The organism is Gammaproteobacteria bacterium, from assembly GCA_013003425.1.
Lineage (GTDB): Bacteria > Pseudomonadota > Gammaproteobacteria > Steroidobacterales > JABDKV01 > JABDJB01.
Genome location: JABDJB010000039.1, coordinates 1 through 20,673 on the forward strand (window position 1 = coordinate 1; position 20,673 = coordinate 20,673).

General features: G+C 59.5%; 21 protein-coding genes. 9 read left to right on the top strand and 12 right to left on the bottom strand.

Going from position 1 to position 20,673, the window contains the following annotated elements; all coding sequences use genetic code 11:
- Window positions 1-83, bottom strand: an 83-nt coding sequence (locus tag HKN06_05920; GenBank protein NNF60850.1) for a hypothetical protein, incomplete at its 3' end; no start/stop codon positions are given.
- Window positions 84-149: 66 nt separating this feature from the next.
- Between HKN06_05920 and HKN06_05925 the strand changes: the two genes are divergently transcribed.
- Window positions 150-1,046 (top strand): alpha/beta fold hydrolase, encoded by an 897-nt coding sequence (locus HKN06_05925; GenBank protein ID NNF60851.1) that lies wholly within the window; start codon window positions 150-152, stop codon window positions 1,044-1,046.
- 2 nt (window positions 1,047-1,048) lie between these two features.
- Here HKN06_05925 and nudC read toward each other — a convergent pair whose 3' ends face one another.
- Together nudC and mscL are read right to left on the bottom strand one after the other, a co-directional pair.
- Window positions 1,049-2,002, bottom strand: coding sequence for an NAD(+) diphosphatase (gene nudC, locus HKN06_05930; GenBank protein ID NNF60852.1), 954 nt, complete (start codon window positions 2,000-2,002; stop codon window positions 1,049-1,051).
- A 111-nt stretch (window positions 2,003-2,113) separates the two neighbouring features.
- Complete coding sequence (mscL, locus tag HKN06_05935) at window positions 2,114-2,542, bottom strand: large conductance mechanosensitive channel protein MscL (GenBank protein ID NNF60853.1); 429 nt, start codon at window positions 2,540-2,542, stop codon at window positions 2,114-2,116.
- A gap of 207 nt (window positions 2,543-2,749) precedes the next feature.
- On the opposite strand from mscL, the gene HKN06_05940 reads away from it, so the two are divergent.
- Genes HKN06_05940 through HKN06_05955 form a run of 4 tightly spaced genes read left to right on the top strand, consistent with a single transcriptional unit; the run spans window position 2,750 to window position 5,599 of the window.
- A complete protein-coding gene (locus HKN06_05940; protein ID NNF60854.1) occupies window positions 2,750-3,673 on the top strand; it encodes an ABC transporter ATP-binding protein in 924 nt (307 codons plus the stop codon).
- A complete protein-coding gene (locus tag HKN06_05945; GenBank protein ID NNF60855.1) occupies window positions 3,670-4,440 on the top strand; it encodes an ABC transporter permease in 771 nt (256 codons plus the stop codon). Before HKN06_05940 ends, HKN06_05945 begins: the two co-directional genes overlap by 4 nt.
- On the top strand, window positions 4,440-5,120 hold the full coding sequence (locus tag HKN06_05950; GenBank protein ID NNF60856.1) for an SOS response-associated peptidase: 681 nt from the start codon (window positions 4,440-4,442) through the stop codon (window positions 5,118-5,120). The genes HKN06_05945 and HKN06_05950 overlap by 1 nt, the downstream gene beginning before the upstream one ends.
- On the top strand, window positions 5,117-5,599 hold the full coding sequence (locus tag HKN06_05955) for a hypothetical protein (GenBank protein NNF60857.1): 483 nt from the start codon (window positions 5,117-5,119) through the stop codon (window positions 5,597-5,599). The genes HKN06_05950 and HKN06_05955 overlap by 4 nt, the downstream gene beginning before the upstream one ends.
- Window positions 5,600-5,612: 13 nt before the next feature.
- Here the strand turns inward: HKN06_05955 and HKN06_05960 are convergent, their stop codons facing one another.
- Window positions 5,613-6,842, bottom strand: a complete 1,230-nt coding sequence (locus HKN06_05960; GenBank protein ID NNF60858.1) for a hypothetical protein — start codon at window positions 6,840-6,842, stop codon at window positions 5,613-5,615.
- Window positions 6,839-7,957, bottom strand: a complete 1,119-nt coding sequence (locus HKN06_05965) for an aminotransferase class V-fold PLP-dependent enzyme (GenBank protein NNF60859.1) — start codon at window positions 7,955-7,957, stop codon at window positions 6,839-6,841. The genes HKN06_05960 and HKN06_05965 overlap by 4 nt, the downstream gene beginning before the upstream one ends.
- A gap of 149 nt (window positions 7,958-8,106) precedes the next feature.
- On the opposite strand from HKN06_05965, the gene HKN06_05970 reads away from it, so the two are divergent.
- A complete protein-coding gene (locus tag HKN06_05970) occupies window positions 8,107-8,805 on the top strand; it encodes a hypothetical protein (protein ID NNF60860.1) in 699 nt (232 codons plus the stop codon).
- 6 nt (window positions 8,806-8,811) lie between these two features.
- A complete protein-coding gene (locus HKN06_05975) occupies window positions 8,812-9,234 on the top strand; it encodes a hypothetical protein (GenBank protein NNF60861.1) in 423 nt (140 codons plus the stop codon).
- Here the strand turns inward: HKN06_05975 and HKN06_05980 are convergent.
- The 4 genes from HKN06_05980 to HKN06_05995 all read right to left on the bottom strand — a co-directional run bounded on the left by HKN06_05980 (window position 9,231) and on the right by HKN06_05995 (window position 12,854).
- Complete coding sequence (locus HKN06_05980) at window positions 9,231-9,668, bottom strand: host attachment protein (GenBank protein ID NNF60862.1); 438 nt, start codon at window positions 9,666-9,668, stop codon at window positions 9,231-9,233. The genes HKN06_05975 and HKN06_05980 overlap by 4 nt on opposite strands.
- A gap of 125 nt (window positions 9,669-9,793) precedes the next feature.
- Window positions 9,794-10,663, bottom strand: coding sequence for a mechanosensitive ion channel (locus tag HKN06_05985; protein NNF60863.1), 870 nt, complete (start codon window positions 10,661-10,663; stop codon window positions 9,794-9,796).
- On the bottom strand, window positions 10,641-11,171 hold the full coding sequence (locus HKN06_05990; protein NNF60864.1) for a hypothetical protein: 531 nt from the start codon (window positions 11,169-11,171) through the stop codon (window positions 10,641-10,643). The genes HKN06_05985 and HKN06_05990 overlap by 23 nt, the downstream gene beginning before the upstream one ends.
- Before the next feature lie 3 nt (window positions 11,172-11,174).
- Window positions 11,175-12,854 (bottom strand): M28 family peptidase, encoded by a 1,680-nt coding sequence (locus HKN06_05995; protein NNF60865.1) that lies wholly within the window; start codon window positions 12,852-12,854, stop codon window positions 11,175-11,177.
- A gap of 223 nt (window positions 12,855-13,077) precedes the next feature.
- Here HKN06_05995 and HKN06_06000 point away from each other — a divergent pair, with 223 nt between their 5' ends.
- Window positions 13,078-14,472 carry a glycosyltransferase family 4 protein gene (locus tag HKN06_06000; GenBank protein NNF60866.1) on the top strand — a complete coding sequence of 465 codons (1,395 nt, stop codon included), beginning with the start codon at window positions 13,078-13,080 and terminating at the stop codon, window positions 14,470-14,472.
- Entirely contained in the window at window positions 14,469-15,914 is a 1,446-nt protein-coding gene (locus tag HKN06_06005) for an undecaprenyl/decaprenyl-phosphate alpha-N-acetylglucosaminyl 1-phosphate transferase (GenBank protein NNF60867.1), read from the top strand. Before HKN06_06000 ends, HKN06_06005 begins: the two co-directional genes overlap by 4 nt.
- A gap of 356 nt (window positions 15,915-16,270) precedes the next feature.
- Here HKN06_06005 and HKN06_06010 read toward each other — a convergent pair whose 3' ends face one another.
- From HKN06_06010 to HKN06_06020, 3 genes are read right to left on the bottom strand one after another with little or no spacing between them, the layout of a single operon-like run.
- Window positions 16,271-18,124, bottom strand: coding sequence for a DegV family EDD domain-containing protein (locus HKN06_06010; protein NNF60868.1), 1,854 nt, complete (start codon window positions 18,122-18,124; stop codon window positions 16,271-16,273).
- A 10-nt stretch (window positions 18,125-18,134) separates the two neighbouring features.
- Window positions 18,135-18,842, bottom strand: coding sequence for a general secretion pathway protein GspB (locus HKN06_06015; protein ID NNF60869.1), 708 nt, complete (start codon window positions 18,840-18,842; stop codon window positions 18,135-18,137).
- Window positions 18,842-20,539: an AAA family ATPase gene (locus tag HKN06_06020; GenBank protein ID NNF60870.1), complete on the bottom strand. Its 1,698-nt coding sequence runs from the start codon at window positions 20,537-20,539 to the stop codon at window positions 18,842-18,844. The genes HKN06_06015 and HKN06_06020 overlap by 1 nt, the downstream gene beginning before the upstream one ends.
- Window positions 20,540-20,673 lie beyond the last annotated feature (134 nt).

Genomic DNA, 20,673 nt, shown 5'->3' on the forward strand with positions numbered 1-20,673 from the left:
CGATCATGAAACTCGTCGCGGTTGCCCGCCAGCACCAGGCGATATCGTGAATGGCAATTAAATGCGAACGTGAGCAGGCACATCGATCGAACCATGATAGTGATTGGTGGCGAAAATTATAATCCGGTGTCTGCTAAACTGCCTCGATAATGGCGGAGACAGCGTTTTCAGCCGCGCCGGCGCTACCGGCGTGGATTACCGAGCAGTTCCCCTATGCGCGGCGCGTGTTCCACAATGGCGCTCATTCAATTCACTTTGTCGATGAGGGCAGCGGCCCCGCGGTATTGCTGCAGCATGGCAATCCGATGTGGTCCTATCTCTGGCGCCGGGTAATGGCGCGCCTCATTCCCGGGGGTGTGCGGGTTATCGCCCCCGACCTGGTCGGTCTGGGCCTCAGCAGCAAACCGCGTGATCCGTCGATCCACACGCTCGAATTTCACGCGAACCAGATCAGCGCACTGGTCGGTGCGCTGCAACTCGATTCGGTAGTAATCGTCGGGCAGGACTGGGGCGGGCCGATTCTCGGGCTGCTGGCGGCACGTCATCCGCAGTGGGTTCGTGGTGCGGTGTTTGCCAATACGATGCTTGCGCAACCAACACGCCAACCACGCACGACCTCGTTCCATCGCTTCGCCAATATGCCGGTGGTCAGTGATATTGCCTTCAGGCACCTGTTATTTCCGATCCCGGTGTTGCACAAGGTGCAGGGCGATCCGCACAGCATCGGCAGGCGTGAGAAGAAAGCATATCGCTTCCCGTTGCGTGATCGCAGCGACCGCGTGGCGCCACTTGCCTTTGCCCGCATGGTGCCGCTGGATCTTGCACATCCGACGGTCAGGACTCTCGGCGAGGTTGATGCCTGGGCGCGCAACTTTGCCGGGCCGGTTCGGCTGGTGTGGGGCATGCGCGATCCGATACTCGGTCCTTCACTGAAAAAAATGAAGAAGCTCTTTCCTGCAGCCCCGGTTACTGAAACAGACGCGGGTCATTTCCTGCAGGAAGAGGTGCCGATGTTGTTGGCCGAAGCCATTCTAAAGGTCTTGTAGCTTCAGTTCGTCACGCCCAGCTGCTGGATGATGCTGGCAAGGCGGCCCGGCTGGTCATCGTCAAACCAGTGTGCAATCAGACGGCTGGAGATCGATAGCGGCGGCGGAACCCGCAGCTTGCCGGATTTCAGTCCGTCGCTGATATCGTCGCGGCTGAACCAGCACGCATCCTGCAGCTCGTTATCGTTGAGCGTGATATCGGTGGTGCGGGCCACAGCCCGAAAACCCAGCATCAGTGACGAGGGAAACGGCCAGGGTTGAGAGCTGTGGTAACGCACCGTGCCGACATTCACCCCGGTTTCTTCCTGCACTTCGCGACGGACGGCGTCCTCGAGGCTCTCACCGGGTTCGACAAAACCGGCGATTGTGGAATAAACGCCTTCCGGCCATTCGGCCTGGCGCCCCAACAGCGCGCGGCCTTCGTGCTCAACCAATACGATGATTGCCGGATCGATCCTCGGGAACACGGTTTCTTTGCAGCTGCCGTTGTTGCATTTTCGCTGATGCCCGGCATCATGGCTGATATTCGGTGCACCGCAACGACCACAAAATCGATGTCGCCGGTGCCACAACACCATTGCCTGCGCATAAGCCAGTAAAGCGGCATGATCCTGCGGGAACAACAGGCCAATGGTGCGCAAGCTGCGAAAGCTTCCAGCAGCCATGACCGGCGCATCATCACGCGGTCCGCTGCCAAGGTCGAGGGCGAAGCAGGTGTAACCTGCAAAGGCGCCAATCAGAATCGCCTCGCGCTGCTTTTCCGGTGGCAACTCCGTTGCCGGCAGCAATACCGCGCGTGGCTCTGGCTCCGAGATTACCAGGCTGCTCTTGCTGTAGACGGGCAGGTAAGCGGCTCGCCCCTGCGTGAAACATTGGCGAATCCATGTGCTGTCGGCGCGTCGTGCGCCAAGCCGGTCAAAGTGGGCGCCGGCAAAAACGTTAATGCGTTCAGTCACAGATCAGAGTTCGTGATTGCCATGCCCGAATTCTAAAGTATCGGACACTTTGGAGAGGAAAAAAAAGGCCCGCCGGTGGCGAGCCTTTGATTGTCCAGCTTCGAATTCTGACTAGACGTCTGTCGTGCAGTGTGCGCAGCGGGTCGCATCCAGCGGGATTTCCATGCGGCAGCGCGGGCACTTCTTTGTGGTGGGCTCTGCAGCCGGCTCTTCCTTCTTGGCCGAGTTCATCGCCTTGACCACCAGGAATATCGCAAACGCGATGATGATGAAGTCGATGACGACATTTATGAAGCTGCCGTACTTGATCACGGCTGCGCCTGCTTCCTCGGCAGCCGCCAGGCTGTCGTAGGCAGTGTCGGTCAGGTTGACGTACAGTGCACCGAAGTCGACGCCACCCATGAGTTTGCCGATTGGCGGCATCAGGATGTCGGCGACGAAAGAGCTGACGATCTTGCCGAAAGCGCCGCCAATGACGATACCGACGGCCATGTCGACCACGTTGCCGCGCATCGCAAAGTCTTTGAATTCTTTGAGCATAGGAATCCTCCCGTTGTTACCGGATACGCGATCGCGCGACCGGCCGCCTGAGGGCTGGCGCGATTATTAATGCAAGTATCGGAAATATCAAATAAATTGGCGCCTCATCGACCTTTTTTAAACATTGACTCATGATATGATCCGGCGTCATCCCGCACCGCGCCTGAACCGACGCGTTGCGGTATTTTTTTCGCCAACCGCCTGAAAATGAACGCACTTTCCTTAACGGGCCTGAGCAAAACCTACGACAATGGCGTCGAAGCCCTTAAGGGTATCGACCTGACTGTCGAGGAAGGGGATTTCTTCGCCCTGCTCGGACCAAATGGTGCCGGAAAGACGACCGCCATCGGCATTGTGACGTCACTGGTTAAGAAAACCGCGGGTACGGTGGAGGTGTTCGGCCACGATCTCGACCGGCACACCGAGCGGGCAAAATCCTGCATCGGTCTGGTGCCGCAGGAAGTCAATTTCAATCAGTTTGAAAAACCCCTCGAGATACTCATAAACCAGGCCGGCTTTTATGGCCTGTCACCACAGCTGGCTCGCGAGCGTGCGGAAACGCATCTTCGCCAGCTGCAGTTGTGGGGCAAGCGCGACGATATCGCACGTAACCTGTCGGGTGGCATGAAGCGACGTCTGATGATTGCCCGGGCGCTGGTACACCAGCCCCCGCTGTTGATTCTCGACGAACCGACCGCAGGTGTGGATATCGAAATTCGCCGGTCGATGTGGGAATTTATGCAGCGAATCAATGCTGATGGCACAACCATAATCCTTACGACCCACTATCTCGAAGAAGCCGAGAGCCTGTGTCGCAACGTAGCAATTATCGATAGCGGCAGAATTGTCGAGCACGATCGTATGAGCCGGGTGCTGCGCAAGCTGCATTTCGAAACGTTTGTGCTGGATGTCGAGGCGAAACTGCCGGCCACGATCAGCGCCGAAGGATTCACGATCAGGCGGGTCAACGATTATTCCCTGGAGGTGGATAAGCCACAGCAGCAGAGTATCAATGAGCTTTTCAGTCAGCTGACCTCGCAGGGCATTCATATCAGCAGCATGCGCAACAAGGCTAACCGCCTCGAAGAACTGTTCCTGCGCATGGTCGAAAACAAGGCTGAACAGACATGAACCGGCAGCACTACAACGCGCTGCTGACAGTAGTGATGCGGGAGTTTCGCCGCGTGCGGCGTATCTGGATCCAGACCATCGTCCCGCCGGCAATAACCATGACGCTGTACTTCATCATATTCGGAAATCTTATCGGCAGCCGTATCGGGCAGATGGAAGGTTTTTCCTACATGCAGTTCATCGCGCCCGGCCTGATCATGATGTCGATAATCAGCAATTCCTACGGCAACGTCGTTTCATCGTTTTTTGGCTCCCGTTTTGGCAAGTACGTGGAGGAAATGCTGGTCTCGCCGATGCCCGATTACATTATGCTGATCGGCTACATGGCCGGCGGACTTATCCGCGGGCTGTGCGTAGGCCTGCTGGTCACTATTATCGCGCTGTTTTTTACCGAGCTGCGCCTGGAGCATCCCTGGGTAACGCTTGCCACCGTCATTCTGACGTCGATGGTTTTCTCGCTGGCGGGATTTGTAAACGCTATTTACGCCAAAAACTTTGACGGCATTTCAATTATCCCGACGTTCGTGCTGACGCCGCTCACCTACCTTGGCGGAGTGTTTTATTCAATATCGTTGCTGCCGGAGTTCTGGCAAGCGGTATCACGCGCCAATCCAATCCTGTATATGGTCAATGCATTCCGTTACGGCATCCTTGGTGTATCAGACATTGAGCTGGCAACCGCATTTTCGATAATTATTGCCTTCGTGATCATTCTGTTTGCCTTCAACCTGTACCTGCTGCGGCGCGGCGTCGGGCTTCGACCCTGATGTGCGGGCGGTTTGCATTCTACGCGCCGGCCGAAGCAGTAACGCGGATCTTTGGTGTTGAGGATCCACCGGACATCGAGCCGCGCTTCAACATTGCCCCAACCCAGTTTGTGCCAATAATACGCGCTGACAGCGACGGTGAGCGCAGCGTCAGTATGCTGCGCTGGGGGTTGGTTCCGTTCTGGGCAAAGGACAAGGCGATCGGCAATCGCATGATTAATGCACGGGCCGAAACCCTGAGCGAAAAACCCGCCTACAAGAGTCCTTTCCGGAAGCGTCGTTGTATTGTGCCGGCCAATGGCTTTTACGAGTGGAAAAAGCAGGGCAGCGTGAAGCAGCCATACTTTATCAGCCACGGCGGCGACAAGCCCTTTGGCATGGCCGGGTTGTGGGCGCGCTGGCGTGATGGCGAAAACGACGATGAAACACTGGAGACCTTCACCATTGTCACCACGGCGCCTAACGAGGCCGTGGCGCCGTTGCACAACCGAATGCCGGCAATCATCGATACCAGCCATTTCACACAGTGGCTGGACCCGGAAAATCACGACACGGCAGCGTTGCAGGAGTTGCTGCTGCCGCCCCCTGCCGAGCCGGTAACGGTTTGGCCGGTTAGCCGGCGGGTCAACGATCCGAAAAACGATGAAGCGGAGCTGGTGACGGCGGATTCGCTGATATGAAATTGCACGTGCTGATGCTGCTGATTGTGCTCGCGGCCAGCGGCTGCGCTATTCAGTCTGTGACAGCGCCAGCGGGTGCAGTAAAGGCCTGGTCTGCTGATTCCCAGCATGATCGCAACCTGATGGTTGGGAAGTGGCTGGGCGAAGTCAGGACGGAAGACGACAAGTTACGCATAACCCTGTCAGAACGCAGCGAGAATGGTACTTATCGAATCACTTTTCGCACGTATGAAGGAAGCCAGTACGATGAATCGATCGAAGTGGGTCTGTGGGGCATATCAGGCCCGGTCTACTTTACGATCATGCGTGGCTGGATGACTGGCGGCGAGTTCAGGCCGGCCGATACAACGCAAGCCTATTACTACGATGCCTATCGCATCATCAGTCTCGATGAGACTTCATTCGAATACGAATCGGTAGAGACGGCAAATCGTTTCAGCGTTCGCCGGGTGGGCAATGACTTCGAGTTTTCTGATTGAAAACTTGTCTTGCTCACCACCGGATATCAGGGCCAAGTTCGTAAATCTCGTCAACAATGTCGGTGCGCGGGTGGAGTGACCATTGCATGACCGGATCGCTGACGGTCCAGCGACCCGCTGCATCGGCGCATATAAGATCCAGTTCTTCGAGTATTCTTATTGCCTGGCCAACGCTGGCACTGGACACCCGGGTGCGTGCGACGAAGCGTTTGGCACGTGGTTTGTCAGTTGGCGTTTGCGCCAGGCAATACAATACCGCACGCTGATTTGGTGACAGCCGCTCGAGCTCGCGGCCGGTGACGTGCCGGTTCTCGTCGACCAGCGCGTACCATTCATTGACAACGTCCTGTATTACCGGCGGCAAATCCGCCGACCAGAGCCGGCGACAAAGTTCATTGAGCCAGCGTGGGTGACGGTCTGTCAGTGCAACAATCATCTCCCTTGCCTTGACGCCGATATTGCACTGCCAACGGGCCTGGGCGGCCGCTCCAAGATAGTCGCTATAGGTCTCACTGTTAATCGGGCGCAACGCGAAGCGGCGACAGCGGCCGTGCAGCGGCGCTTTGCTGCCTTCAAAAAGGCTGCGCATGACTGAGCGATTGTGACCGTGCATGAGCCAGACAAAAGCACGGTTGCTGTCGATCATCGAGTGCATCGCCTGCGTAAGCTGTTTGCTGGACCGCAGTGCAGGAAGCTGCTGCAGCTCGCGCACGATCAGTACGCAACGGCAGCCGCGCTGCAGCGCCATCTGGTCTAACTCTGTATGAACCTCGAGCAGCGTATCCAGCGGCCGCTCACCGGGGTGCAACCTGATTGTCTGGAGGTGATTGACGTCCAGATATATTTCCTTTGTAACCCCGGTAAAGAGATTAGCAACATTATCGGGCAGCACATTTGCTCGTCGAATGACCTGCGACGCAAGCTGGCCCATTGCTTCCAGCATTGTCACGCAAAACGACTCGGTGTCATGTATCGAGTGCAACCTGCAATCAGCAATTGCCATGCGTGGCTCGCGCCAGTGGCGCAGGTCCTGGCAGGCACGATTGATCAGCGTGCTGACGCCATAGCGCTGCGGGCAATCGAACCACGCACTGCGTCCGGCTACCACGTCATCGATCAGGCGGCGATATTCGCTTTCGCGGTTTACCAGTGCACCACCAGCAGCGTTACCAGGAGGAAACAACCCGCGTGCGATTGCGCCCGATCCCCGTGGTCCGGCGGTACCACTGCCTTCGGTGCTCACGCGCCGGACAATGCCTGATCGAGGTCGGCTACAAGGTCATCCTGGTGCTCGATACCGACCGAGAGGCGCAGGAGGTTGCCCGGCGCGTGCGTACCGGGGCCCTCTGCTGACGCGCGATGCTCGATGAGGCTCTCGACGCCGCCCAGGCTTGTCGCGCGAATGAACAGGCGGGTTCGCGCTGCGACCGCAACGGCATGAGCCGCATCGCCATCTACAAGAAATGACAGTACACCTCCGAATCCACTCATCTGACGGGCGGCGATTTCGTGACCGGCGTGTGCCGGCAAGCCGGGATAGGCTACTTCAGTCACTGCCGGGTGGCTGGCAAGAAAACGCGCAATTGCCAGCGCATTGTGCGCGTGAGCGTGTGTTCGCATCGGTAGCGTGGCAATACTACGTTGCAACAACCAGCAGTCGAAAGCCGACGGCACCGCACCGCCGCGTGACAGGAAGCCACGCACCTGATCCAGCAGCTGCTTGTCACGACCCACCACAACGCCACCGGAGACGTCGCTGTGCCCACCGATGTACTTGGTGGTGCTGTGAACCACAAGGTCGGCGCCGAGCGTCAGCGGCTTTTGCAGCACGGGCGTTGCCAGCGTGTTGTCGACCGCGACTGTGATGTTCTGTCGGGTGGCGAGGCGGCCAATAGTCGCAATGTCGCTGATACGCAACAACGGATTGGATGGCGTCTCTATCCATAGCAATTGCGTATCGTCGCGGATTGCTGCAGCCACCTCGTCCGGCGAGGCCGTATCAACAAAACTGATTTCGCTGCCCCACGAGGCCACGACCTCCTGTAACTGATGTAGCGTTCCGTGGTAGGCGTCGTGTGTAGCGACGATATGACCACGCCCGGCAACCTGAAATACAGCCAGTGTCGCTGCCGTCCCGGAAGCGAAGGCGACAGCATCTGTTCCTTGCTCAAGTGCGGCAAGGGTGCGCTCGAGCATTACCCGGTTTGGATGATTGTCACGTATGTAGTCGTAGCCGGTGGAATACTGGCCATCCGCATCACGCTGAAACGTTGTGCTCAGGTATAACGGTGGCGATACGGCACCGGTCACCGGGTCTACGGTTCGGCCTGCGTGGACAGCGAGGCTCTCTTCGTGCAGCTTGCTGCTCATTGTTCAGTCCCTTCTCACACGACGCTTCCGGCCATTTTGCCTCGTGTGTGGCGTGCGTGCGAGACTGCCATGTCCACGGCGGCGAACTATGTGCCGGCACCGGTATCAAACAGCATGAACCCAGGGGGAATATCTTCATGCTTTATCGCATTATTCTTGTTGTCATGCTGGCGTGCGCCGGGCTGGCGCATGCACAAAACAAGGCTGTCGAGCTTTATCAACAGGCAAAGACGCAGGCTGCCGCAGGCGAGTTGGACGCAGCGTTGCAGTCACTGCAGCAGTCGGCCGCCGCAGGCTTCCTGGGGCTGCAGTTTCTCCGCAAGGAGGAGGCCTTTGATGCGCTGCGCTCTGATGATCGGTTCGCCTCCATCCTGCTCCAGGTGCGAAATAACCTGTACCCGTGTGAGGAAGGCGAACACTTTGCCGACTTCGATTTCTGGGTCGGCAGCTGGGATGTGTTTACCGGCGACGGCAACAAAGCCGGCAGCAATGTCATCAGCAGGGTCGAAAACGGATGTGCATTGCAGGAGCTGTGGACATCCGCCGGCGGCACCACCGGCCGCAGTCTCAATTTTTATGACCCGAACCGCGGCAAATGGCGCCAGCACTGGGTCAGCCCCACGGGGTTGCTGATCGACATTGAAGGTGGCCTGGTGGACGGCTCAATGGTACTTGAGGGTATCGTCTACTATTTCAGCGGGCTGCAGGCTGACTTTCGTGGTACATGGACGCCGCTGGAGGACGGTCGTGTGCGCCAGTACTTTGAGCAGCACGACGCTGCCAGCGACAGCTGGCAACCATGGTTTGAAGGGTTCTACGTGCGTACTGGCGAGTAGGCGCACATGAATCTGCTGGCCTCTGACATTGCAATCCTGGCAGCAGGCGCGTTCTTTCTCAACGCGTTGCTGACCGGTGTGTGGAAGTTTCGCCAGATGGCAGCCAGCAGCGACGGCCAGGCGCATCGTTACGTCGATATCGCTCATCGTGCCTCGCTGATGTACAGCTTTGCTGCATTGTTGCTGGCGGTATTTGCGGCTATCAGCCAGCTTCCCGACATGATCGAGATACTCGCTACAGTGCTGGTGTTGGTTTATTTTGCACTGGCAATCGCCAGCTACATGGTTCAGGGTTTGCGCCGGCAAACCGATAACCAGATCGCGGATATGTCGATCGCCGGCCGCTTTTTCATGTGGAGCCTGGTCGTCGGTGAGATAGGCGGGTTTGTTGTGTTGTTCTACGGCGTAATAGTCGCGACTCTGGCCTAAAACCACTCCGGCAGGTGATCACGGATATCGGCAGCGTCATGCTGGACCAGATTCTTGTTTACCGTTGCTACCACCCGTTCGGCGCAGCAGTGATGCATGGATTTCCGTAGCAGGCCAAGGAATGCAGGCGGCGCAATCAGGATCAGTTTGTCGAAGTCGCCCCGTTCGCGCGCGCGCTCGAGCTCGCCAGCGATGGTTTTCGCAAACATTTCCGTTTCGTGACGCTTCTGGTCGGATTCGCGACCCATTGCGTGACGTCCCGCGCCGCCACTGTCAAAGCTGCGACCGGGCGAATCAGATACCAGGTCGCGCTCCTTCAGTCGCACCTCCGGTTGCGTCAGCCCACGTATTTCGTCCAGGCCGGCGCGCGGTCCGGTTGTGGAAAAAATGCGCGCGCGGCTGCTCTCAGCCACCAGCACCCAGGTTCGGTTCATGCAGATTCCCCCACCACTCAATCGTAGCTGCCCCGGCCCGACTGTGCCAACCTTCTGAATAACATTGATTTTCTGGGGTAGAAAGCGGCCAGACCCGGGCCACGGCAGGCGCATCGGAGCGCTGTTCAGGGCGCCTCGTGATTCATGAGCGTCACGTTCTGGCTGACATCTGCACTGAGGGTGTACCCGCTGGCTAGCAGCGTGCGCCGGCAGCGCGCCATGATTTCCGCGCGCTGGCTGGCCACGTTTGGCGCCGGGTCGAAGGCGTCGACCCAGAAGCGCACGATGAGTTCGATGTAGTTGGGAGTGAATTCGTTTATTCCGGCAAACGGCGCGGGCGTTTCCAGTGACAGGCCGCTTTCCAGGATAGTTTTCTCGATCAGGGCGCAAGCAGCATCCGTGTCTTCCTGGTAGGCAATCCCGATCCGGAAGTTATGGCGCCTTAGTCCGTCGCGGGTGAAATTGACCAGAGGATTCTTGAAAATGTGGCTGCTTGGTATAAAGATGTCGCGCCCGTCAGCGCTGCGTATGTGTGTCGAGCGCAACGACACGTCACGCACTGTCCCCTCGAGCCCGTCTGACTGGATCAGGTCGCCGAGATTGAATGGCCGGCCGAATGCCAAAAAGAACCCAGCGAGAAAATTCTCGCCGATTTCACGAAACGCGAAACCGAGCACGACTGCCGTAATTCCGCCGCCAGCCAACAGGCCGCCGGCTACACCACTGAGCCCGATAATGTCGAGCGCAACAGCGAATCCAATCAGGACGAAGAGCCAGACAATCACCCGGCGGAAGAAGCTGAGGTGGGTCTCGGCCAGGTCGCTGCGGTCCAGCAATGTCGTCACGGCACGCGCAATCAGGCGTCCGGCAATCCAGAACGCGGTGAGCACCAGCAGGGCAAAAACCACGCGCGGCGCGGCGGTCACCAGCGCTTGCCAATGGTCCCTGAGACTTTCCAGCAGCAGATCCAGGTCAGTGCTCCCGTTCGCATTCACGCGCAGCGAACTGGCTATAGCTGGCTTCCGCGCGAAGACGGAATTTTTTGAACAGAAATTTTTCCGTTGTTTCAAACAACCAGCGTATAGGCTGCAGCGACGTACCGTCGCCGACTCGCTGAAAAACTGCCTGCTCCGGTTCGTCGCTGGCCCGCAACACCAATTGCTCGTCCGCGATGGTCAGCAAATCGCAGCTGAACGGTAATGACAGGATCATGTCCTTTCCATCGCCGTCCATAACAAGCCTCTTGTCCTGCGCCAGCTTCTCCTGCTCGAGCAGTTCGACTTGCCCGGCTGAATAGTCCATCAGCGCGCGCTCGTGCACGCGCAGCTTGTCATTCAGCTTGATCTTCAGCTCCCGGCGCACAGTAAAGCAGCTATCGAGCAGCCCGGCGTGTGCCCGACTGTGCACTTCGCAGGCCTCGTGCGTTGTTCGGGATGCGCCGTCAGCGGCCGGTAACAGACTGGCCGCGAGCAGGGCCGCGAAAACAGACAGCAGTTTCATCATCGGCTATCGGGCGTCGGCCAGGCTGGCGTCGCGAATCGCCTTGAACTCGTTACCGTCGTACCATTGCGGCCAGTCGCTGCCTGCTGCGATTTCCCGGCCGATCATGAAATAAAGCTGCATATCCTCGATGGCGCCCGCCAGGTCCCAGTCATCGCTATATTCGTCGCCAACCTTGTGATATCGGTTGGTAATCCAGTCGCGCGCCAGTTCGGTGCCACGGGCGATCCCACCTTCGCGATAGTCAAACCCGCTCTCTGCATAAATCACCGGTACGCCCTGCTTGGCCAGGTTGAAGTGATCGGAGCGATAGAAAAAGCCCTTTTCCGGCGTCGGTTCGGCGACGATGACGCGGTCCTGGGAGCGGGCAGCGCGAGCCAGGTATTCCTCCAGCTGCGACGCGCCGAAACCAACTACCGCGACGTCCCTGGTTTTGCCATGCACGTTCAGGCCATCCATGTTGATGCCGGCCACGGTCTGCGCCAGCGGATAGACCGGATTGGTGCCGTAGTAGCGCGAACCCAGCAGACCTGACTCTTCAGCGGTGACGGCGATAAATACTACCGATCGGCGCGGTGGTGGTTGCAGTGTGGAGAAGGCTTCGGCAATTTCGATCAGGGCCGCAGTTCCGGTGGCGTTGTCTACAGCGCCGTTGAAAATCTGGTCACCCTCGAGGGATTCATCGCGACCCATATGATCCCAGTGCGCCATGTAGACGATGTATTCGTCTTTCAGGTCCGTTCCCGGCAGAATGCCAATCACGTTGTGCGAAGTGGATTCGCGAAAAGTATTCTGTATTTCCGCTGACAGCCGCCACGGCATGGGCTGCGCGGAAAAATCCTGGTGCAGTGCTTCGCGGCGGGCGTCGTCCAGAGTCTTGCCCGTTGCGGCAAAAAGCTCCTGAGCCAGGGTGTTGTTGACCCAGCCTTCGACTACCGGTCGCGAAAAGTTGCGGTCGGCAGTGACGAGGTCAAACTGAGGCCCGCTCCAGCCGCCAGTGACCACCTCAAAAGGATATCCGGCCGGCCCGGTTTCATGAATGACGATGGCTGCAGCAGCACCCTGACGTGCGGCTTCTTCGTATTTATAAGTCCAGCGGCCGTAGTAGGTCATCGCGTTGCCGTTGAACAGGTTCGGGTCCTGAGTTGCGTAGCCAGGATCGTTGACCAGCATCACGACGGTCTTGCCTTCGACATCGAGCCCTTCGTAGTCATTCCAGCCGTATTCCGGCGCAACAATGCCGTAACCAACGAACACCAATTCGCTTTCACTCAGGGCGACGCTGTCGGTGACCCGCTTGGTCCAGATAATGGCGTTCTTGCCCAGCGGTGGCTCCAGGTAGGAATGACCGGTGAACTTCAGCGCGGTGGAGGTTGCCGTGATTTCTACCAGCGGTACCGGTTGATACCAGCTATCGCCATTGCCAGGCTGCAGCCCGGCCCGGCTGAATTCGTCGCGCAGGAACTCGATGGTCCGGGTCTCGCCCTCGGTAAACGGAGCACGGCCCTCAAATTCATCCGATGACAGCGTCTTAACGCGGCCGCGATAGGAGCCGGCATCGATTGCGTCCATGCCGCTGGTGGGAGCCTGCTGCGGCCCTGTTGCGGCAGGGGGCGTCTGCGGGCTGCCACTGCAGCCGGCGATCAGGATGGCCAGGGCGGAAATGGAGATCTTGACGGAATTCATGGTTTTTCCTGCTGCTTCGGGACGCCGGCCGCCTAGGATACACGGCGTCGGGTGGGCAGTGCATGCCGGTCCGGTCGACCATAGCGGGGTCAGGCCCGCAACGATGACTGGATACCTTAAATAATGTGTCGCAAGCGGTGTGACGTGGGTCACAGTGCCGCTGCCGGCCTATCGCTAGTGTGACGCCTCTGGAGGCCCGCGAGGCCGCATGAAACCCGGATGCATGACTGGCAGGGCGCAGCAAAAAACAGCAGCCGGCAAACCCGCCGATTACGCCGATCCGCTAAACTCGGCGCGCCGCCGCCGTGCTGACCAGGCCGGGTTGCGGCTGATCCATGATGCAGACCAAAACCCGGGCCAGGCTGAGACTGTGAAACAAGCCAAGCGACGACTGCGAATCCTGTTCCTGTCGCCCCATTACCCGCCTGATGTTGCAGCGACCGGCCAGCTGGTTGCGGAGCTGGCGCAGGATGTTGTGACTGCGGGTCATGAGTCCATTGTTATTGCATCGCGGCCCGATCGCGTTGCCGGGTCGCACGATGCTGCTGCAATGCCGGAAAATACCGAGCAGCGTGACGGAGTGCAGATCAGGTGGCTGAACATTCCTACCGCCGGGCGCCGTGGCACCTGGTCAAGACTGCTGCCGTTTGCCGGTTATTTCCTGGCGACGGCCTGGCGCTCTCTGTTTGTCGGCAAGGTGGATATTGTCTTTGCCCAGTCAACGCCACCGCTGCTTGCCGGACTTCTGGCCGCACTGCATTCGCTCGTTCCCGGGCGCCGCTTCGTTTATAACCTGCAGGACGTCTACCCGGAACTGGGTCAGGCGCTGGGTGTCCTTGGTCATGGTCCCGTCGCCGGGCTGAGCAGGCGTGTCGAGGCTACCCTGCGACGGCGGGCCGACAGGCTGGTCGTGCTGGCCGATGACATGCGCGAGGTGGTGCGCAACAGCGACCGGCAGCTGCAGGATGTCGATGTGATTCCCAACTGGGCAGATGCCGCGGTCATTGGTGCAGACACCGGAGCGGCGGGCGATTTTCGTGTCCGCAATGGGCTGCAGGACAAGTTTATAGTCATGTACTCGGGCAACCTCGGCCGGGCACATGGGGTGGAGTTACTGCCGCAGGTCGCCGCGCAGCTGGCCGACTTGCCCGACCTGGTACTGCTGGTAATCGGGGCCGGTGCTGCCCTGCCGACAGTTCAGGCAGAAGCGCAGCGGCTCGGGCTAAAGAACCTGGCGTTCCTGCCGTTCCAGCCAAAAGAGAAGCTCAGTGAATCACTGTGTGCAGCAGATGTCAGTCTTATCCTACAGCGACGTTCAGTGTCGGGCCTGGTGGTCCCTTCGAAGCTCTATGGAATTCTGGCCAGTGGCCGTGCAGCCGTGGCGGCTGTGCCGCCGGAGTGCGAGGTAGCGCGCGTGCTGGAATCTGAACAGGCCGGGATAGTGGTAGAACCGGAATCTGCTGACGGGATTGCTGCGGCGGTGCGCAAACTGTATCTTAACCGCGATTGTGCCGCAGAGATGGGGACAAGGGCACGTCTTGCTGCAGTCAACCGGCATGACCGGCAGCAAGCGACAGGACGTTATATCCGGCTGTTCGAACAGCTAGCATTATCATGATTGCAATATTCACAGCTTTCCTGCTGGCGCTGGCGTGCGCGCTGCTGCTGACACCACTGGTTCGAAACTCGGCCCGGAAGCTAGGCACCGTGGAAATGCCTAATACCAGTTTCCGCAAGATACATACCGGCGAGATTCCCCGGCTCGGTGGTATCGCGATCGTCGCTGCCTTCTACCTGCCGCTGCTGTGCCTGTTTCTGGTCAGCAGCGATACCGGTGCCCTGTTTACGGGCGACACGCGGATGGCACTGGGCTTTCTGCTGGGCGGCATCCCGATCGTATTGATCGGGCTGTATGACGATATTGTCGGTGCCGGTGCAGTCGAGAAATTTGCAATACAGATCGCCGTTGCTATTTCGCTGTACGGGCTGGGATTCAGAATCGAGGCTATTTCGCTGCCGTTCGACGCAGTACTCGACCTGGGTGTCTACGCATTCCCGCTTACCGTGCTGTGGATCGTAGGCCTGATAAATGCCCTGAACCTCATCGACGGGCTGGATGGGCTGGCGGCAGGTATCGCCGTATTCGCTGCCGCAACAGTCTTCGCTGTCGCATTCGCCAACGGCAACCTGCTGATGATGCTATTCATGGCCGCCCTCGCCGGTGCGCTGATGGGTTTCCTGGTATTCAACTTCAACCCGGCGACCATTTTCATGGGCGATACGGGCAGCCTGTTCCTGGGCTATGTAATCGCGATTACCTCGCTGCAGACCAGTACCAAGGGAGCCGCCACCGTGGCGCTGCTCACGCCGGTACTTGCACTGGGCCTGCCGATACTCGATACAGTAATGGCGTTCGGCCGCCGCCTGGTGCGCGGCCAGCATCCGTTCCAGGGTGATCGAGAACATATCCACCATCGCCTGCTCGACATGGGGCTGAGTCACAGGTCGGCGGTATTGTTCCTGTATGCGGTTTCGGCCGTGTTCGCTATGTTTGCCCTCACTGTCACCCTGACAGACGGAATTCTGAGTGCCGCCATTTTTGGCGCCGCTGTAGTTTCTGTGCTTTTGTTTGTTGCCCGGCTCGGTGTATTTGTCTGGGATCACAGCGGCCTGGCTGAGCGGCGGGAGCGCAACCAGGTGTTGCGCAAGGCTCACCGACGCTTCAACAAGACCGCTGCCGGTGCCGAAAATATCGATACGGTCTGGTCGGCACTGGTGGATGCGGCCAGCGAAATGCAGGCGGCCCGCCTCGAGCTCACGCCTACCGCGGGCGCGGCGCGCCATGAATGGCAGCGCAAAGACGCAAGGATCGCAACGCTGGTGGTCGAGCGACCGATCTCGACCACCGATGGCGAATTGCTCATTGCCTGGGACGATGGCCGTACGCTACTGGCTGCCGAGGAAGGTGGTGCGCTGGATCGACTGATCGCAACAATGGACCGGCGCATCATGCCGCGCATGATCGATGTCAGCCTGGCATCGGTAACGCAGAAAGCCTGAAAAAGCGGCCAGCGGGAGCGGCTTCAGCCGCAACGCTTGCGATGGGTTCTCGTGGGAGCGACCAGACGCGACTGCTTGCGACTGTGTTTGGCGGCGGGCTTTTGCGGCGGTCCTGCAAGACGGTATTCCTTGTCAGCTCCGGCGGAGGACCGCAGTCGTTGCAAACAAACACCGTCCTCTCTCCCGCCGCACCGTTACCGTGTGCGACCTCTTGCAGGAGCGGCTTTAGCCGCGAATGATTTGCAATGAAGCTTCGCGGGAGTGGCTTTAGCCGCAGATGTTGGCGATCGCGTCGCGGCTGATGGTGGGTTGGCAGGGTAAAAGGAGTCGAACCGGCCGGGCCGGTTCGACGATTGTTATTGATCGGCGGAGTCACTCTCCAGCGGGAGGTACTCCTGCACCGCAACCACCAGTCCTTCGGGGCCAGCATGTACGCCAAGCGCTGTGCCGATCCGCGCAAACACGGTCTGCTGCTGATCGGGAATAACCTGGCGCAGTTTTTCGAGCAGAGCCTGCGCATCCTTCTCGCAGTCTGCATGGCCGACACCGACGCGGTAGCTCCTGGCAGAATCCGTGCGCCGGGCAATGAAGCGGGCAAATTTCTCTACGATATTCTTACGGCCGAGGAAAACGCCGACGGGCTTTACCAGCCCGTCGCGAATCGCCAGCACCGGTGTCAGGTGTAGCAGATCGGCGATGGTTTTTACCCGCGCCGGGATGCGACCACCGCGTACACCATAGCTGAGATCGCGCAGCACACAGTAAGTCTCAGTGCGGTCTTTCATCAGCTCAATACGCTCGGCGATTTGTTTGCCATTCATCCCACGCTGTGCGGCTTCAGCAGCATCAATGACCAGCAGCCCCTGACCCAACGATGCCGTACGCGAATCGACTACGCGTATCCGTTCCGAGTGTTCCAGTGAGGTGGCAACATTCTGCGCCGCCTGCCAGGTGCCGCTGGCGCTCCCGCTGACATGTATTGATACGACCTCGTCGTAGTGTGACTTGAGGAACTCGAACTGGCGGCGAAAATCGCCGGGTGCCGGCTGCGACGTCGTTGCCGGCACTGTTTCGGTGCGCAGTTTCTCATACAGCTGTTCAGCTGTGATTGTTACTTTGTCCAGGTAGCTCTGTTCACCAAAATGTACGCGCACCGGTGTGAGGTAAATGTTCAAACGTTCAAGCTCATCGTCCGGCACGTCGCCGGCCGTGTCGGTAGTAATAACGACGCCGCGCCGGGTGGCATGGGCCAGCTCCTGCTGGCGTTGCATGTCATCAGCTTTTTCGCCGCTGATTTCGCCATGACGCGATGCGCGACGAAACAGCTCGTCTGGCTCATTGGTGTGCATATGTATGCGCATACGGGCATGGCTGCCGGCAATCACCAGGCTGTCACCAAGCGCGGTGATATCCTCGCGCAGCTTGCGTCTGTCAATGGTGCTGCCACGCACCAGGCACTCCGTGCAGTAGCGGTAACGCAAGTCGATTTCGGCCCCTGCGGTCATTTCGCCGACAAATTCATTCAGTCCGCTTGCAGCAACTGTCAATTCAGGTTCGACGCCTTCGACTACCAGTGACTCGATCCCATCGAGGATGTCGACGAAGCCGGCAGCTCCGGCATCGACAACACCGGCCTTGCGCAGCACTTCGAGCTGATTCGGTGTATTCGCCAGAGCGGCGCGGGCCAGTTCGTTGGCAGCAAGCAGGATGGATTGCAGATCACGGTCACCGGCAGTAACGCGCGCAGAGACCGCCGCGCAAAAGGCATCAATGATCGTCAGCATTGTGCCTTCGACCGGATCGCTCATCGCTTCGCGAGCGTAGCTCGCACCGCTGTTGCAGGCGGCGGTCAGCGTCGTTGCATCGATGCGCCCGACACTGCCGGCGTCATCAGCCAGGCCCTGCAGGAACTGGGCGAAAATTGCACCAGAATTTCCACGGGCACCGTCAATTGCAGCATCGGCGACGCGGATCAACAGCTTGCCGGCGCCCTTTGTCCGGTCATCCAGGGCTGCGAGGATTGATTGCAGGGTAAGCGCAAGGTTTGTTCCCGTGTCGCCATCGGGTACGGGATAAACATTGATCTTGTTCAGGTGTTCCTGGTCTGCGAGTACCTTGCCGATACCGGCGCGCAGCGCTCGCGACAGCCGACGCCCGTCGATGTAGGCGATTCTGTGTGTTGCCCGTGGTGCGCCCGCTGCAGGTGTCATACCGGGCCGATCAGTCCGGCAGCAACTCGAAACGATAACCGCGGTGATTCAGCACGACGCCGGCGGCAGTTATACGCTCGACGGTTCCACCCTCGTCAAGGCTGTCGCCTTCCTTGTACTTGCGGTTATTCACAAACACAAAACGGCTGCTGCGATCGGCGGCGTAGACATGAATGTCGAGGTGAAAGTCCGGCAGCCGGGCGCGACCGCTAAGGACCAGTTCCTTGTAGCCCGGCAGCTGCTCAGCGGCGGGTTCGGTGATGTTGGTCAGAGTGCGGACCGGAGCGTCGCCGGGTCTGGCAGACTGCAGCGGTTGCTGTGCGACAACAACGGATCCGGGAGTGTTGCGTGGCGCGGCTGTAGCAGCCGGCGGCGCGGCGCCTGCCTCGGAACGCAGCGGCCGCAGGACCCTGCGCGGCGTTGCGGCAACCTCAGCCAGCGGTGTGTCTGCGCCGACACCCTGTAGCGGTGTCGTTGGCAGTGAGGCCGATGCAACCGGCTGCAGTTGCGACGAAGGCGCATCCTCCGCCTGCATCAGGTAAAGCAGCACTGCAGCCAGCAAAGCTACGCTGATAAGGGCGCCGGCAATTGTGCGGGCCGATGGCCGCGCGACAACCGGGGCGGCAATGCCATCGAGCGTTGCTTCTGTGGCGGGCTGCGGCGGCTGGTACCCACGCTGGGTCTCTGCGCGACGCAGGGCATCGAGTATGAAAGACATCAGCGACGCTCCTGCAGTCGCGGTTCATTACTGCCAATCGCATTGTTCAGGGCGATCAGCGTGTGCACGCCGGCCATGCCGTCGGGTGCGAGGCTGCGCGAGCGCTGGAAGCGTCGCACCCGCTGCGCAAGGCTTTCGTCATAAAAACTCGATGCTATTACCGGACCACCCTGCAGCTGTTCCAGCTGCCGACGCAACCAGCCCACACCTTCGCTGCTGATGCCGGGCACCATCAGGCTGTCGGCAACCGGATTGGGGCGCCACACCAGCAGGTATTCGCCAAACCACAATTCACGCACCTGGTTTGCGGCGACCGTGTAGGACTTGCTGCCGAGCATCAGCTGCACATCGTCACCGTTGATTCCCGCCAGCACTACCTGGTGGGTGTTGCCACCGGGCACCACCAGCGAAAGCACTGCCGGACGATCCAGTTGTTGCAACAATGGCCACGAGCCTACCTGGAATTCACAGCGCAGGTTACGTGCACGGATTTGTTCGCAGGGTGGACCCTGACGGCCGTCAAGGTTTACTTGCCACAACCGCAACAGTGAACGCATGGCGGCATCGGTGCCGGTAAGGCTCACGGAGGATTGCAGCAGGTCAGTCAGTTTCCAGCCAGCCGGATTCGGCAATGGCGCGGCATTGGCAACGCTTATTGGTGATGCGTCCAGTTGTCGGCTCAGCCGCAGGCCACGCAGTGGCTCGCTGTCGTCATTTAACGACAACGTGCCGGTCAGCGCGGTAAGACCAGTGGCGGCACCGGGCTGCACGCGCAGATCCGGGAGATTTGGCCGCCCCGGCAAAAGCCATGCGAACAGCAGGATGGCTGCTGCAAGGCCGGCCGCGGCCAGGCCAATCTCCGGCAGCCAGGCGGCAACACGTGACGGCACAGCCTGGCCGCTGACTTCGGCGGCAGCCGCACGCACGATCTGTCGTGATACCAGGGGTTTTTCACTCGTGTAGGCACCGAGCAGGGCGCGGTCACAAATGACATTGATCAGCCTTGGTACACCGCCGGATGCACGATGAACCTCTGCCAGCGCCAACCGGCTGAAAATCGGTCGCCGGGCTCCGGCTACATCCAGCCTGTGCTGCACATACGCGCGGGTTTCCGGCGCCGTCAGGTTGGTGAGGTGATAGCGTCCGGTGATCCGCTGCGCCAGTTGCCGCAGGTCATTTCGCGCCAGCGTCTGGCGCAGTTCAGGTTGCCCGACCAGGATGATCTGCAGCAGCTTTTGTTTACTGGTTTCGAGATTGGTCAGCAGACGCAGTTGCTCGAGCACATCGGCATCGAGGTTTTGCGCCTCGTCGACCAGCAGTACCGTGTGGCGTCCGGCCGCGTGTGCGTCGAGCAGGTGCTTGTTGAGGCTGTCGACCAGTGCCTTGATACTTGCATCCGCCGGTTTGTCGAGGTGCAGCTCATCAAAAATCGTTTCAAGGAATTCGATAGCTGACAGTCGCGGGTTTAGCACTACCGCCAGATCGACGGCGTCTGGCAGCCGCTCCAGCAGGCTGCGGGTCAGCAGGGTCTTGCCAGTCCCGACCTCGCCGGTCAGCTGGATAAACCCGCCACTTTCAGTGACGCCATAAAGCAGGTGTGCCAGGGCCTCGCCGTGGCGATTGCTCAAATACAGGTACTGCGGGTCCGGCGTGATGGCGAACGGTTTTTCCCGCAGCCCGAAATACTGCGTATACATAGGCCGGAATGCTCTGCGGCTCGGACCGGATATTCTACGCGAAATCGCGGCCGTCGCGCCTGCAGGCTGTATTTCCAGCGTTTGCGGCCCTGTGGTCGGCACGCAGGGGCCAGGTAACCCGGGCGGAACCGGCC